The organism is Pedobacter paludisoli (genome assembly GCF_052344095.1).
Lineage (GTDB): Bacteria > Bacteroidota > Bacteroidia > Sphingobacteriales > Sphingobacteriaceae > Pedobacter.
The window spans coordinates 2,861,613-2,875,517 of record NZ_CP179926.1; the positions used below are offsets into that span (position 1 = coordinate 2,861,613).

Annotated in this window: 12 protein-coding genes, 2 tRNA genes and 1 riboswitch; of the genes, 7 read left to right on the top strand and 7 right to left on the bottom strand. The window is 37.7% G+C overall.

The window, feature by feature from the left end:
- Nucleotides 1-33: 33 nt before the first annotated feature.
- Nucleotides 34-136, bottom strand: a riboswitch (SAM riboswitch).
- Nucleotides 137-249: 113 nt separating this feature from the next.
- Genes ACJVDK_RS11600 through murQ form a run of 3 tightly spaced genes read right to left on the bottom strand, consistent with a single transcriptional unit; the run spans nucleotide 250 to nucleotide 2,501 of the window.
- A complete protein-coding gene (locus ACJVDK_RS11600; RefSeq protein WP_443936830.1) occupies nucleotides 250-1,005 on the bottom strand; it encodes a Bax inhibitor-1/YccA family protein in 756 nt (251 codons plus the stop codon).
- A 55-nt stretch (nucleotides 1,006-1,060) separates the two neighbouring features.
- A complete protein-coding gene (locus ACJVDK_RS11605; protein ID WP_443936831.1) occupies nucleotides 1,061-1,627 on the bottom strand; it encodes a hypothetical protein in 567 nt (188 codons plus the stop codon).
- 58 nt (nucleotides 1,628-1,685) lie between these two features.
- A complete protein-coding gene (gene murQ / locus ACJVDK_RS11610) occupies nucleotides 1,686-2,501 on the bottom strand; it encodes an N-acetylmuramic acid 6-phosphate etherase (protein WP_443936832.1) in 816 nt (271 codons plus the stop codon).
- A 191-nt stretch (nucleotides 2,502-2,692) separates the two neighbouring features.
- Here murQ and ACJVDK_RS11615 point away from each other — a divergent pair, with 191 nt between their 5' ends.
- A complete protein-coding gene (locus tag ACJVDK_RS11615) occupies nucleotides 2,693-4,303 on the top strand; it encodes a S41 family peptidase (protein ID WP_443936833.1) in 1,611 nt (536 codons plus the stop codon).
- 18 nt (nucleotides 4,304-4,321) lie between these two features.
- Here the strand turns inward: ACJVDK_RS11615 and ACJVDK_RS11620 are convergent, their stop codons facing one another.
- Entirely contained in the window at nucleotides 4,322-7,771 is a 3,450-nt protein-coding gene (locus tag ACJVDK_RS11620; RefSeq protein WP_443936834.1) for a PAS domain S-box protein, read from the bottom strand.
- A gap of 561 nt (nucleotides 7,772-8,332) precedes the next feature.
- On the opposite strand from ACJVDK_RS11620, the gene ACJVDK_RS11625 reads away from it, so the two are divergent.
- The 6 genes from ACJVDK_RS11625 to ACJVDK_RS11650 all read left to right on the top strand — a co-directional run bounded on the left by ACJVDK_RS11625 (nucleotide 8,333) and on the right by ACJVDK_RS11650 (nucleotide 11,946).
- Complete coding sequence (locus ACJVDK_RS11625) at nucleotides 8,333-8,737, top strand: response regulator transcription factor (protein WP_443936835.1); 405 nt, start codon at nucleotides 8,333-8,335, stop codon at nucleotides 8,735-8,737.
- Nucleotide 8,738: 1 nt separating this feature from the next.
- The gene (locus tag ACJVDK_RS11630) at nucleotides 8,739-9,935 is read left to right on the top strand and encodes a sugar transferase (RefSeq protein WP_443936836.1); all 1,197 of its coding nucleotides are present in this window, start codon (nucleotides 8,739-8,741) and stop codon (nucleotides 9,933-9,935) included.
- Between the two features lie 70 nt (nucleotides 9,936-10,005).
- Nucleotides 10,006-10,081 (top strand) — tRNA-Met (locus tag ACJVDK_RS11635).
- A 28-nt stretch (nucleotides 10,082-10,109) separates the two neighbouring features.
- Nucleotides 10,110-10,181, top strand: a tRNA-Glu gene (locus ACJVDK_RS11640).
- 435 nt (nucleotides 10,182-10,616) lie between these two features.
- Nucleotides 10,617-10,970, top strand: coding sequence for an ISAon1 family transposase N-terminal region protein (locus ACJVDK_RS11645; RefSeq protein WP_443936584.1), 354 nt, complete (start codon nucleotides 10,617-10,619; stop codon nucleotides 10,968-10,970).
- Nucleotides 10,963-11,946, top strand: coding sequence for an ISAon1 family transposase (locus ACJVDK_RS11650; protein WP_443936583.1), 984 nt, complete (start codon nucleotides 10,963-10,965; stop codon nucleotides 11,944-11,946). Before ACJVDK_RS11645 ends, ACJVDK_RS11650 begins: the two co-directional genes overlap by 8 nt.
- Here the strand turns inward: ACJVDK_RS11650 and ACJVDK_RS11655 are convergent.
- The 3 genes from ACJVDK_RS11655 to ACJVDK_RS11665 all read right to left on the bottom strand — a co-directional run bounded on the left by ACJVDK_RS11655 (nucleotide 11,926) and on the right by ACJVDK_RS11665 (nucleotide 13,894).
- Nucleotides 11,926-12,315 carry a DUF6602 domain-containing protein gene (locus tag ACJVDK_RS11655; protein WP_443936837.1) on the bottom strand — a complete coding sequence of 130 codons (390 nt, stop codon included), beginning with the start codon at nucleotides 12,313-12,315 and terminating at the stop codon, nucleotides 11,926-11,928. The genes ACJVDK_RS11650 and ACJVDK_RS11655 overlap by 21 nt on opposite strands.
- Nucleotides 12,316-12,369: 54 nt before the next feature.
- On the bottom strand, nucleotides 12,370-12,783 hold the full coding sequence (locus tag ACJVDK_RS11660) for a hypothetical protein (protein WP_443936838.1): 414 nt from the start codon (nucleotides 12,781-12,783) through the stop codon (nucleotides 12,370-12,372).
- Between the two features lie 133 nt (nucleotides 12,784-12,916).
- Nucleotides 12,917-13,894, bottom strand: coding sequence for a hypothetical protein (locus ACJVDK_RS11665; RefSeq protein WP_443936839.1), 978 nt, complete (start codon nucleotides 13,892-13,894; stop codon nucleotides 12,917-12,919).
- Between the last annotated feature and the right edge of the window lie 11 nt (nucleotides 13,895-13,905).

A 13,905-nucleotide genomic window follows, 5' to 3' on the forward strand; every position in this document is an offset into this window, starting at 1 on the left:
ATTCAAAAAAGCAGGCACATGATTGTAATCCTAAACTTATCTTTTCCCGAGTGTTTCGGAATAGAATTTAGCACCTTGTTGGCACAGGTTGCTAAGACTTCTTTGGGTCTAATCCCTCCGTCTTTCTTAATAAGCGTACAAAAGTGCAACAATTCGATATAAATTCCAAAAAATCAGGCAAGAAACGGAATAAAATTACAAAGGCCACGCAAATCTGCATGGCCTTCGATATAGAATTTTGTTTCCTTATTATTTTCGGCTTCCGAAAATGCGTAACAAAAACAAGAATATATTGATAAAATCTAGGTATAAAGATAAAGCGGCTACAATAGCAGTTTTCTTAGCATCCACATGCAAAACTTCATCTCCCCTCATTTCTAAACCTTCACCAATACGTTTAATTTTTTGAACATCGTAGGCGGTTAAAGCAGTAAATATCGCAATTCCAATAAACGCCATCACTAAGCTAAATTGCTCGCTTTGAATAAACATGTTCACTACAGAAGCAATAATTAAGCCTACTACCCCAACCATTAAAATTGGTCCGAATTTGCTTAAATCGATATTTGTAGTGTAGCCCATAAAAGCCATAATACCGAAGATACCTGCTGCTGCAGCAAAACAGCTTACTACCGATGATGCAGTATAAGCCATTAAAATGAAGCTTAAGCTAATACCGGTTAATACCGAGTACAAAACAAAAACACCTAATAATGCCGGATAAGAAAGTTTACTTAATCCGAAATTTAGTAAAAGTACTAACCCAAGTGGCCCTAACATGGCTACCCAACCTAAAATTGACATACTGGCTTTTCCAGTGGTTGGGTTCTCGCTAATCAAATATTTCATCAACTCCAAGTTTGTTCCAAATAAATAAGCAGCAACACTTGATACTGTTAAAGCCACAAACATTAATAAGAATACGTTTGCGAAGAATTTTTTAGAAACAGATTTTTCTTGAACAAAAACGCTGTTGTCTTGATATTGATAATTTTGTTGTTCCATTTTTAAATGCGTTATTATTATAATATTGTATTTATAAAAATATAAATTTAGGTAATTAATTCAATCTTTTGGTCAGCAGTTCTTCAACTTTTTTATAAAATTGAAGGGGTTTGAGGGTTCGCCATGGCATTTCATCAAACTCACCCCCAAAATTAATGTAATAATCAATATTATTCGCCGAGAACTCACGAATCACATGATCTCTAAAATTAACGCCCACTATCCAGCCTTCATCTACCTCTTGAAACCACTCTTCGTAATAACTATCATCAGAGGCATGAAAGTTCAATACGTTCTCGCCAATTAGGATAAACTTGTTAATGCCCTCATCCATCATCAGTTCTAACACATCGCGTTTTAACATCATGATATCATTGTTAATAGCATCGTTCCACTCACCAATAAATTCAATGATGGCATACGATCGGTCGTAATCGACAAACAAAACCTTCAAATAAAGTGTATTTGAACCAAATTCATCCCACTGCGGATGCAATAAGAAATTATAAATTTGCTTATCGAAATAAATTTCAGAGTATTCGGTATTGAAAAAGGGGGAGCGTTCGTCTTCGGCAGAAATGTAATCATCTCTCCATTGGTAATATGGCTCTATCTCGTGCATGTTGCTCGCTTAAATTGTAGTTTCAGAAAGAATGCTTTTTAAACTCCAAACCTCCAAACTAGTGCATTTGTTTTTGTTTTGCTTCAACAGCCTTGCGAACACTACCGTATTGGTTTAATAAATCTGAAGCTTCTTCGTAACCAATGTTTAATTCATCAGCAACCATCAGAGTTCCTCGGTCTACTAATTTGTGATTAGTTAATTGCATATCGACCATTTTATTCCCAACTACGCGTCCTAATTGCACCATTACGGTTGTACTTAACATATTGAGCACCAATTTTTGAGCCGTACCCGATTTCATACGTGTTGAACCCGTTACAAACTCGGGGCCCACCACCACCTCAACCGGAAAATCAGACTCAGCAGCAATGGGGCTACCGGTGTTACACACGATACAACCAGTTAAAACACCCTGTTTACGGGCCATATTTAATCCACCAATTACATACGGAGTTGTTCCAGATGCAGCCAAACCCACTAGACAATCCTTTTCATTAATAGTAAATTCTGATAAATCTTTCCAGGCTTGCTCCGCATCATCTTCGGCAAACTCTACTGCTTTTCTGATAGCTGTATCGCCGCCGGCAATGATTCCAACCACCCAATCAAAAGGCACCCCGTAGGTTGGCGGGCATTCTGATGCATCCACCACGCCCAATCGGCCACTCGTTCCCGCTCCAATATAAAAAAGACGGCCGCCCTTTTTCATTCTTTCGGCAACAGCCGATGTTAATTTTTCTATTTGAGGCAATGCTTTCTCAACGGCAAAAGCAACAGTTTTATCTTCGTTATTAATGCCCTGCAAAACTTCCATAACCGACATTTTATCAATGTCGTGATAGCTAGACTCCTGCTCGGTAACTCTGTTCATATCTATATTTTTGATAAAAATCGGTAAATTCTTTCTAAATACATTCGGAAAAATTCAAAAATGCAAGACATTTTTTTTCTCTGCCCCGCTTGTCTGTTAATTTTTTGTTAATTAGACAGAACAAAATATACAATTTAGAAGTTAATTGAGTTTATTAACCAGCTAATTTTCATAAATTTGCAAGGCCTTCTATGAAAAAGAATACTCGATATAATTTCCTTATTGCAACCACTTATTCCATTGTTTTAATTGGTGGTATGTTTTTGGGTATTAAATTCATAAAAGATCAAGGCTATGGCGTTCAAAAGAATCCTAAACTGGCTGTCCGCTCACCCGAAAAAATAGACGAAATTTTGCATATCATCAACCGAAATTATGTTGATGAAATTAATACGGATTCGCTGGAAAATCTATCAATTGACAGTGTTTTACATCAATTAGATCCGCATAGCGTGTACCTTCCTCCTGCTGACGCAGAAGATCTGAGCAATTCTTTGGAAGGAAATTTTGAAGGCGTGGGTGTTGAATATTACATGCTCAATGATAGCATGATGGTTACAGGCGTAGTTAAAGACGGCCCTGCGTATCAGGCAGGGATCAAAATAGGCGACAAAATCTTAAAAATTGACACCGCAACGGTAAGTGGCCGAAATCTACCAAAAGAGCAATTAATCGGTCGCTTTAGAGGAAAAGCTGGAACAGGTGTATCGGTTGTCTTGCTCCACAGCGGAAGTACACAGCCTAATCGCATCATGGTAACCCGGGGAAAAGTTAACATTAGCAGCATTGATGCGGCATACCTGATCAACCCTGAAACGGCCTATGTTCGCATTAGTAAATTTGGCGCCAATACCGATAAAGACTTTGCTCAAACGATTACCGGATTAAAATCGAAAGGGATGAAGAAACTAATCCTCGATTTACGCGACAACGGAGGCGGGTACCTGTCTTCTGCAACGGGATTAGCAGATCAGTTTTTACCTGAAAACAAGCTCATTGTATACACTGAAGGCAAGCACGAGCCTCGTACAGACTACTTTTCTACTGGGAAGGGTACTTTTCAACAAGGTAAATTGGTCATTTTAATTAACGAAAATACGGCTTCAGCGAGTGAAATTGTTGCCGGCGCTGTACAAGATTTAGGTAGAGGAATTATTATTGGCCGCAGATCATTTGGAAAAGGCTTGGTGCAAGAACAATTTGCTTTTAGCGATGGATCTGCACTTAACTTAACCATTGCCCGCTATTATACCCCATCTGGTAGAAGCATCCAAAAATCCTATAAAAAGGGCTACGAGGCCTATAAACATGAATTGGACGAGCGCTTATCGGATGGAGAGTTAACGGGAAGTGGTGGCGCTAACGCAAACGACACAACAGCTACGCCCGACCGTTTAGCACAAACAGAAGCGCGCAGAATTAAACCCGCAGGAGGTATACAGCCTGATATTTTTATAAAATTAGATACGGTAGGTTACAACAAGTTTTACATCAGTTTAATCAGCAAAAAAGTACTTTCTGATTTTGTGTTTAATGTACTTACCACCCGGTACAATGCTACTTTTATTGAACAAAACATCAATAATTTCGGCCTTACCGAAAATGATTTTAAAGAGTTTACGTCCTTTATCCAGCACCGAAATATTCCTATTGACAGAATGCAGCTGAATGCTTCGAAAAACATCATACTAAGCGATCTAAAATCACTGCTGTGTCGATATTATTTAGGAGATGTAGGGTATTACAAATCGGTCAATCAAAGCGACAATGCCGTTAAGCAAGCCATAGCCAGCTTACAATAGCCTTATAAGTATACTTCCTTAAACCACTGAATCTCCTGAAAATTCTTCCTTTAATGAAGAAACAACCTTTTCCGTAACTTCTTCAACTTCTGCTATTAACTGCGGTAAAGATGCGTCTGCGATGTTTTCCTGCCCAAACGTTTCAATACTTCTGATTACGCGTTGAAGTGGAAATACATTTAAATGATCGATACTCGATTTCAGTTTATGCGCAAGCGCGCCCATTTGAGTCAAATCATTTGCATGAAAGGCATCGCTCATTTCTTTTACTAAGCTTGGTAATTGCTCACAGAACATGTCGACCATCTTTTTTACAAAATCTTCACGCCCTTTACTTATTAACCGTATCGATGACAAATCATATAAGTCTCTTTCATTTTCGATCCCCATATCTTCTTCCTTAACAACGGTTACTTCTGTGAGCAATAACCATTTATGTATAACTTTTAAAAATTCAGTTTCGTTAATTGGTTTTGAAATATAATCATTCATACCTGCATTTAAGCACCTTTCACGCTCGCCCTGAATAGCAGAAGCGGTTAAAGCAATAACAGGGATTTTTTCGTCCTTCTCTCTAATTACTTTTGTTGCCAGATAGCCATCCATCACGGGCATCTGAATATCCATTAACACTAAATCAAAATCCTCTCTTTCTAACATTTCGATAGCGATGGCTCCATTCTCGGCCACCAATACCGTAGCGCCATAATCTAGTAAAAGCATCGAAGCCACCAAGCGATTCAGTTCATTGTCATCGGTTACTAAAATTTTCTTACCCTGTAAGAAATCTTCTTCAAATTTTTCAACCTTTTTAACCGGTAAATCTTCTCCAATTCCTTTTTCAAACTGAATAACAAACGAAATGGTACTTCCCTCCCCTTTCTTACTTTCCACAAAAATTTCGCCGCCCATTTGTTCAACTAAATTCTTGCTAATACTCATTCCCAAACCCGTTCCACCATATTTTCTACTCACAGAATCGTGTTCCTGACTAAACTTATCAAACATTTGGCTGGTGAAACTTTCGTCCATACCAATCCCCGTATCTGTTACCGAAATGCGAATAGTTTGTGCTTCTTCGGTTTCTTCTAATACATAGCAATTCAAACTAACCGAACCTTTATCGGTAAATTTAACTGCATTCGACATTAAATTCAGTAGTACTTGATTTAAACGAAAAGGATCACCAATTAAAACCTCGGCAACATTTTCATCAAAGAAATTATTCTCTAAATCCAAGCCTTTCTGTTCTCCTTTATGCACAATTACCTGAAGTGCACTTTGTAAAACTTCAACCAAATTAAAACCAATGTTTTCAATGGTAAGCTTACCTGCATCAATTTTAGATAAATCTAGCACATCGTTGATAATCACTAACAAGTTTTTAGAGGCATTTAAAATTGTCTCCAAATAAAACTCTTGCTCGGGCTGTAATTTTGTTTTGGCAAGCTGATTCGCCATGTTCATAATGGCATTCATCGGCGTCCGAATTTCGTGACTCATATTAGCCAAAAAGCTTTCTTTCGATTGTGCCAACTGCTCCGCTTCCACACGGGCAGCAATTAGCTCCATCTCTTGATTTTTCTTATCGGTAATATCTAAAAATACACCAATTGAGCCACTAAATTCTCCTTTATCTGTATAACGAGGTGCACCACTCACTAACCACCATCTGGCTTCGCCTTGCTTGTTCACTATTTCCAACTCATAGGCCTCGGAAAGCCCCATTTTCCGCTTTAACCTCCGCTCCAAAGCATCAGCTCTCCCTTCTTCCTTCGTAATAAAGATATCAACGCCATTTTTGCCAATGATTTCAGAGATAGAATACTCGCACATGTTGCAAAAACTATTGTTCGCGTAGGTAATATCTCCCTTATCATCCAACTCTATCATTCCTAGATTCATGTTGGCTAGAATGCTGCGATATTTCTCTTCGTTTATTCGAAGCGACTCCTCTACGGTTTTCCGCTCGGTTATATCTGCTATAAATCCTGTAAAAACTTTCGACCCATCATTTGTGGTATACGAATAAGATGAATTGACGGCATACCAGCGCGGCTCTTTACCAGGGAAAGTAAATTCACATTCATCATAAAACGGCTTTAGCGTATCTCTTGAGTATTCTTGTTTTTGATTAATACGCTCTAAGTCAATTGGCGCAATATAATTGCGATTCCATAATACGTCTTGTGGAATCCCAAATTCACGTTCAACGGCCGGACTCACATAACGCATTCCATCTGTTCCATCCGGTCGATATTCAAACTCATAAATTACCCCTGGAACATTCTCTGCCAACGCTGTAAACTGTTTTACGTGCTGCTCAAGTTCTTGTTCTGTTTTCTTAATCTGTGTAATGTCGGTATGCGTACCTACTACACGAAGGGGCAAACTGTCTTCATTATACTCCGTAACCAACCCCCGATCTAAAATCCATTTGGTTTCGCCATTAGGCGATATAAATCGATACTCAAAAGCATGTGAATCAATTTCGCCGCTACGGTAAGCTCTAAAATTAGCCAAAACAAGATGTAAATCATCGGGATGAATGGAAGCCCACCACAGTGCTTCAACATCCGTATCATCGTCTATTTCACCCCAAAAATCTTTATTTTTCTTCGAAAAAGATGTTTTGTCGGCTCGTAAATCGTGCTCCCATACGTTTCCAATTCTTTCAAGAGCAGTTCTAAACCTGTTTTCAGATTCATCTAATAATTCTTGTACTTCTTTTTCCTTCGTAAAATCTTCTATTAAGGTAAAAAAGCCAATCAATTCGCCATGCTGGGTATAAATAGGTTGTCCTTTTATTCGCGCCCAATACGGCTTTCCACTTTTGGCATAATTGTAAATGTCAGCATTAAATGCTTGTCCGTTTTCTACTTGATGATTAAGATAATCGAGGGTTTCTCTGCTCGTAGCAGGCCCATGCAACAAATCTTCAGGGCGTTTACCAATCACTTCTTTAAAAGAATAACCGGTCATTTCGGTAAAACTTTTGTTTACCCAGGTAATTTTATCCTCCCAATCGGTGATAATGATGGTATTGATATTTATTTCCGCTATACGCGATAAAATTTTTAATTGATCTTCACTGTCTTCAATACCCTCTAACTCAAGTAAAGCCGGCTCGGTCTCGCGTTTTTGGCTATTGTAATTGTTTAGCAAGAGTACAATTTGATCACTATCTCCTAAAACCTCTATATTTCCTGATAAATTTGCCTGTGTAATACTTTTAACACGAATTCTGATAAAATCGGTGTTTAATTCTTTTAACCCATTAAAGTTGAGTGATTTAATTTTCGGAACCTCTATAACAAATAATTCCTCAAGCTGCTGTCCTATACAATCAATTTGATGCGCCAAACTACTTCCACAGTCCGTAATTATTAACTCACTGTTTAATAAAATATAAAATGGGAATAGCCTATTTAATTGCTCTTTACTAAATTGAAACGGGGATACAGACATAAAATAAATTTTACGATAACCAACCTTTAGAAATACAAATAGGGAACACTACACCTTTTATCAAATTCTTAGGAGATGCTTATCTTTTAATTTTTACTCGATATTAAGCCCTAATTTATATGGCAACATCTAAAAAATTTGAGTTGAATTTATGAAAAAAATCTTGCATGTTTCAATTAATTAAACACAAAAAAACTAGTTAACCAATCATGCGAATCAATTTTTAATAAAAAGGTAATATTTGTACTACAAAAATTTAATCGTTTCAAAAAAAAACTCCTTCCTTCAGAAAAAAAGCAATCGCTAATGCTTAATCAAAAATTAATCCGCCAGAAAAAAGCAAAATACACGGAGGTAACCATAAACCGACAATTAAATTTCACAAATCCCAGAAGATTAACACAAAACTTATTACATTTAAAAATAAAAAATTAAAAATACTTTCTAACAATTAACTGAAAATGAACTCAATGAGCCTTTGGCCAACAAAACATCAAACTAAAAACCCGTTTTCTTTGTTTTTACGTATATTTTCAAAGTATTTATCTTATCTTCAACACAATGAAATCTGCTGCACCCTATCAAATAGAACTACTAATCGTTGAGGACGATGTTTTTATGCAAGCAATACTAGAAGAGGTACTTGCGGGCACTTACAAAATCAATGTTCGATCTAACGGAATGGATGCATTAACATTTTTACAAAATGGCTCTATTCCTGATTTAATTATAACAGATCTCAATACACCTAAGCTTGATGGCCTAGGCTTAATTGAGCAAACAAAAGCAAGTGGCTTTTTCAAATCTGTACCTATTATCATTCTTTCAGGAGAAGAAAGTACAGAAAAAAGAATAAAATGCCTCAATGCTGGCGCAGATGACTTTATTGTAAAACCCTTCAATCCGGCCGAATTAGAAGCCAGAATACGGGTTGTTTTAAGACGTATCGGAAAAATAAGTGACTAATATGGAAGAAATAACTCATTCTCCACAAGTCAAAATTATTGCTATGGTTGCTTTCGAAGACAACTTTAGTGCGGAATTTAATGCCTGCAATTTTAAGGATTATACTCTGGTATATTTTGAAAATGGCACGAGATTGATAAATAGCTGGTTAGAAGACGAATTAAATATCGCTGCAGTTGTATCAAACAGCGAAATTATGGCTCCGGGAGGACTTACGCTTAATGAGCAATTAAAAAGTAAGCAACTTCCCCATGTTCCCTTTTTTCTGGTGGTACAAACACTCAATGCCAATTTACGCAGCCTTGCCTTAGCATCGGGCGTAACCGATGTATTTACATTTCCCTTAAAGCCCGAACGCATACAAAAGCGCGTTTTCTTTTTACTAGAAAACTGGGAGCATTTAGCCGCGAAACTTACAACGCACACCCCTCAAATAAAAAAAATAGATTTTGGCAAGCGCTGTTTCGATATCGTCTTTGCCAGCATGGCGCTTATTTTCCTTTCTCCAATTTTCATCATCACCTATATTTTAATAAAATTAGAATCGAAAGGACCTGCCTTTTATTATTCATTAAGAGCCGGTGCGGGCTTTAAGGTTTTTAAGTTCTATAAATTCCGATCCATGTACGTGAACGCCGATCAACGCGTGAAAGATCTTAAGCACTTAAACCAATATGACCTCGATGCGAACAACATTGAAATGGATACGCAGATTCGTGAAGGTTTGTGCAGCTATTGTGCTCCCGAAGGAAAATGTCAGTTTCCACTGTATTCAGATAATAATCAATGGTGCGAAAAAGACTTTAAACACGTGAAAAGTTCTACATCGGGTGCCGCTTTCTTTAAAATTAAAAACGATCCGCGCATAACAAAAGTGGGCAATTTTATTCGCAACACGAGTATCGATGAGCTCCCTCAACTTTGGAACGTTATTATTGGCGACATGAGCATTGTAGGTAACCGACCACTCCCTTTATATGAAGCAGAAAAATTAACCACCGATAAATACGTCCTTCGTTTTGCGGCTCCTGCGGGGATTACCGGTTTATGGCAAGTGGAGAAGCGCGGAAAAAAAGAAATGAGCGAAGAAGAAAGATTATTATTAGACAACGTATACGCTCAGAATCACAGCATTAGGAACGATTTAAGGATTATTTTGAAGACTATCCCTGCATTATTTCAAAAAGAAAGTGTTTAAAATTTTGCATTTGTAAAAATTAATATTACCTTTGCACTCCTTCAAACGAAGAAATTAAATAAAAATAGAGTGCGGGGTGGAGCAGTTGGTAGCTCGTCGGGCTCATAACCCGAAGGTCGCACGTTCGAGTCGTGTCCCCGCTACCAAAGAGTTGAAAGACACTCTCTAAATAATGGCCCGTTCGTCTAGGGGTTAGGACGCCAGATTTTCATTCTGGAAACAGGGGTTCGATTCCCCTACGGGCTACTAACGGGATTTATTCCTAAAAACACAGAGGGTTGTTCTACAAAGAGCAGCCCTTTTTCATTAAGGTTCAGGTAGTTACAATAGAATATTTCAGGATCATGTACAAAAGTTGTGGAGCATCAAGTGCAGCAAAATCCTTTTCATTGCTTTTGTGCAATTCAAAAAAAACAGTGGCACAGAAGAACGTTTTAGGCAGATAAAACCTATAGTCATGGACTGAGGGCTTTGGAGTGCCCATCAGGGGGCTTAATTTCCTCAGATGCTCAACAGCCTGTTTTACACCTTTTTTATTGAACACTGATTTTACCTCGATTACGCCACATACGTACTCAACAGGAATGGCCAGTGACCTGCCAGATTCTGGGATCAAGCGGAAAAGTTGGGGGGAATAGAATAATTTCTTTTTTTTGTAGTCAATACTAATTACAAATTTCCTTGAAACAAGCCGAACAAACCCTTATCAGTTTTTTATTACCAGAAGGTATTCTGGATTATTTCGAACTACTCAAAGTAGAGAAAGAGTTAAAAGAATTCCATATCTATCTGGAAGAGAAGAATATTGCACCTTTGGGCTATCAAATAGCCGAACTTGAATCAAAAGGATTTCTTCCAGAAGTTGGCATTCAGGATTTTCCCATCCGTGGGCAAAAAGTTTGCTTACGCATCAAAAGGCGTAGATGGACAGTAAAAAAGACTGGTGATATTATTAGCAGAGATTGGGATCTAGTAAGAAAAGGGGCTCGAATGACTACGGAATTCGGTCTTTTTTTAAAAGGAATATTTGGATAATCATCCTATTAGCTGTTATCATTTAGGTCATTATTTCCAAATTGATGGTAAACAGCTTCAGGAGCAGTATAAGGAACACATTAGTGATTATGGAAGCTGGGATCAAAAGACGCATGCCGATGATTGGATGCTTTTTACAAAGAATGTGAGTTCCAGGCTCAGTATTGATGAAACAGCTTTATCCAATGGAGAACTTTATACTGTTGTAACCAATAAAGAGGCTAAAGGCAGGAAAGGCGCTATTGTAGCCATGATTAAAGGAACAGTTGCCCAAGACATTATCACGGTATTGACAAAGATTCCTGAGCGATTAAGAAAACGCGTACAGGAAGTAACCATGGATATGGCCGCTAACATGCAATTGGCCATAAAACGATGCTTTATAAATGCGCATCGCGTAATTGACCGTTTTCATGTTCAAAAATTAGCCTATGATGCTGTTCAGGAAGTCAGGATAAAGTATCGTTGGGAGGCTATTGATGCAGAAAATGAGGCTATTGCCAAGGCAAAGAAGGACAATACTGCTTATCAACCAGAGGTATTAGCCAATGGAGATACATTAAAGCAATTGCTCGCACGCAGCAGATATCTTTTATTTAAGCATCCTTCAAAATGGACTACAAATCAGAAACTTAGAGCAGACCTACTTTTCGAAAGGTACCCCAAATTAAAGAAGGCGTATGCTATAGCCCAAAAATTGGGAGATATATTCAGACTGTGTAAAAGTAAAGAGCAGGCTTTTAAAAGATTGGCAATATGGTATAATGAGGTTGAAGCTTGTGAAATTGATTCTTTTAGAACTGTTGCAAGGTCAATTCAATCGCATTACCTATATATCCTAAACTTCTTTATTAACAGAGCCACGAATGCTTCTGCAGAATCTTTCAATGCAAAGATCAAAGCTTTTAGAGCAACCTCAAGAGGCGTTAGGGATATTAAGTTTTTCTTATTTAGACTATCGAAAATTTATGCCTAAAAAATACTCCCCCCCAACTTTTCCGCTTGATCCAGATTCTGAAGAGTCTGGATTTCCTTCGACCCAAAGAATGGGTGATTCCAGTTGATCATATATGATAACATCATAATGTACCATGTGCTCGCAGTTAGGAATTCCCTGTGAAACAATGTAGCCAGAAGTAACGCCATATCGTTTTGGGAGAAAGTTGGTTAGCCATCTCCGAAATTCAGCTTCAGCAACATTTCCGTGTTCGGTCTGTACTGCTCTTTTACGACTCATCTCGCGCGCCCTGTCGTATGCTGCTAGCATTTCATCCCTTGCCATAAGGAACTGTTTCCAGCCCTGATTGGGTGTCTGTATTTTTAGTGGGTAAATATCTTTTGCCATGAAATTTAACTTAACACATTAATTTACAAAATCAAAATACAGATGAAGACATGATTAATTCACCATTGTATTATTAGAATTCAAGTCTAAATCCTCCAAAGCCTGGGGATCGATATAAAGCTTTTTCTGGCTGTTTTCGTAAATTTCTAAATATGGATAGTTCAACGGTCGCACGAAATCACTTGGGAATGGGTAATCTTTCAAGCTTTTCTGTAGCTGAAAGAAAATATCGACACATCCAAACAGTGCTGCCTGCGAAAACATCTGGTTGACAAGTTGTTGAAAATCCTTGGCAGAAATGCTCGTATGTCTAGTTGCCTTCAAATAGATTAGATCGCATGGGTTATCATTTGGCAGGTCAGAAAATATCTCTCGACCATCGGATATAGAATAATCCAAACGGTAAAGCCATGCGAGTTTAGTAATAATGCTTTGAATTGGAGACTGAAAATTTACTGGGTTAGCCATATAAACTACTACTAGATTTACTCTGAAACTTTTGATGGGCATGTTGAAAGAATGAAATGTACTGTATTCTAATTTTTTTGATTTAATTATTTTGAAACTGCATATGATTAATAGCGAATAGCTAAATTTTATATTAGTCATCTGACTTTTCCATTACCCATCTGTGGTAAGAGCATAATTCTCCATCATGTGCCATTTCAAGAACTAATGGAGTTCCGCATACTGCACAGTTTTTTTCTTCTTGTTGATACCCACAACTTATACAGCATTCCTCGTCATAAATATAAGTGAACTTAAAGCACTCCGGACATTCTGTATAGGGATCTTCACCTCCGTCCATGCCGGCAAGATGAGCTGCACCTGCAAGCTCTTCCTTTACACATTCTTCAATTACTTCCTCAAGATCAAATTCATTTTGACATTGTTTGCAAATTAATGGAAATGCTTCTTCAGTTTTGTATTTTTTGATTTCCATCGCGTGTATAAGATCAGATTCACATTCAGGGCATCGAAGGTTCTGAACAGCCCCCTTTAATGTGTCAAAAATCCAATCAACCCTTGCTAGGGAATCCAAACTAGCTGCCTTTTCAGTTTCGTAAATTTCGTCAGTTTCCAAAAATATATTCCAAGAAGCAGTTCCAAACAATTCAGACGGTTCTTCCTCAAGATATACAATACAAAAATCACGGATTATTTTGAAAGACTTAGAAACCACTTCATTTACTACAGATGGAGATAGGTCTGTATAGTAGTGCTCAATGTTATTTCGCAGTGTGTTGATCTCATCAAAAACTGTCCATTGGACTTTAATATCAAATTCTCTAAATCTGTCCTTTATTTGTTGCACATCAACTGTCTTCTTTCCTTTGCCCTGAAAAAAAAGTTTGCCACTAGCATCTAAGCTCGGCATGATGGTTTGCTTGATCAATACTTCATCACTATCTACTGGCGAGATTCTCCTAAGTTTCTCCTTAAAAAGGAGCAATATCCCCGCAAATATATTTCGTAGAGCGGATTGAGCTCGACGAGGGTCTTTTTTCTTAAAATCTTCTAGACCAATTTGTATTGCTTCAACAGCGTTGCTAAGTATATCCATATTAATTTTTGACATTCTTTATAAGG

Coding starts and splice junctions, on each gene's coding strand:
- ACJVDK_RS11600 (WP_443936830.1), bottom strand. CDS start 1,005: ATGGAACAACAAAATTATCAATATCAAGACAACAGCGTTTTTGTTCAA.
- ACJVDK_RS11605 (WP_443936831.1), bottom strand. CDS start 1,627: ATGCACGAGATAGAGCCATATTACCAATGGAGAGATGATTACATTTCT.
- murQ (WP_443936832.1), bottom strand. CDS start 2,501: ATGAACAGAGTTACCGAGCAGGAGTCTAGCTATCACGACATTGATAAA.
- ACJVDK_RS11615 (WP_443936833.1), top strand. CDS start 2,693: ATGAAAAAGAATACTCGATATAATTTCCTTATTGCAACCACTTATTCC.
- ACJVDK_RS11620 (WP_443936834.1), bottom strand. CDS start 7,771: ATGTCTGTATCCCCGTTTCAATTTAGTAAAGAGCAATTAAATAGGCTA.
- ACJVDK_RS11625 (WP_443936835.1), top strand. CDS start 8,333: ATGAAATCTGCTGCACCCTATCAAATAGAACTACTAATCGTTGAGGAC.
- ACJVDK_RS11630 (WP_443936836.1), top strand. CDS start 8,739: ATGGAAGAAATAACTCATTCTCCACAAGTCAAAATTATTGCTATGGTT.
- ACJVDK_RS11655 (WP_443936837.1), bottom strand. CDS start 12,315: ATGGCAAAAGATATTTACCCACTAAAAATACAGACACCCAATCAGGGC.
- ACJVDK_RS11660 (WP_443936838.1), bottom strand. CDS start 12,783: ATGGCTAACCCAGTAAATTTTCAGTCTCCAATTCAAAGCATTATTACT.
- ACJVDK_RS11665 (WP_443936839.1), bottom strand. CDS start 13,894: ATGTCAAAAATTAATATGGATATACTTAGCAACGCTGTTGAAGCAATA.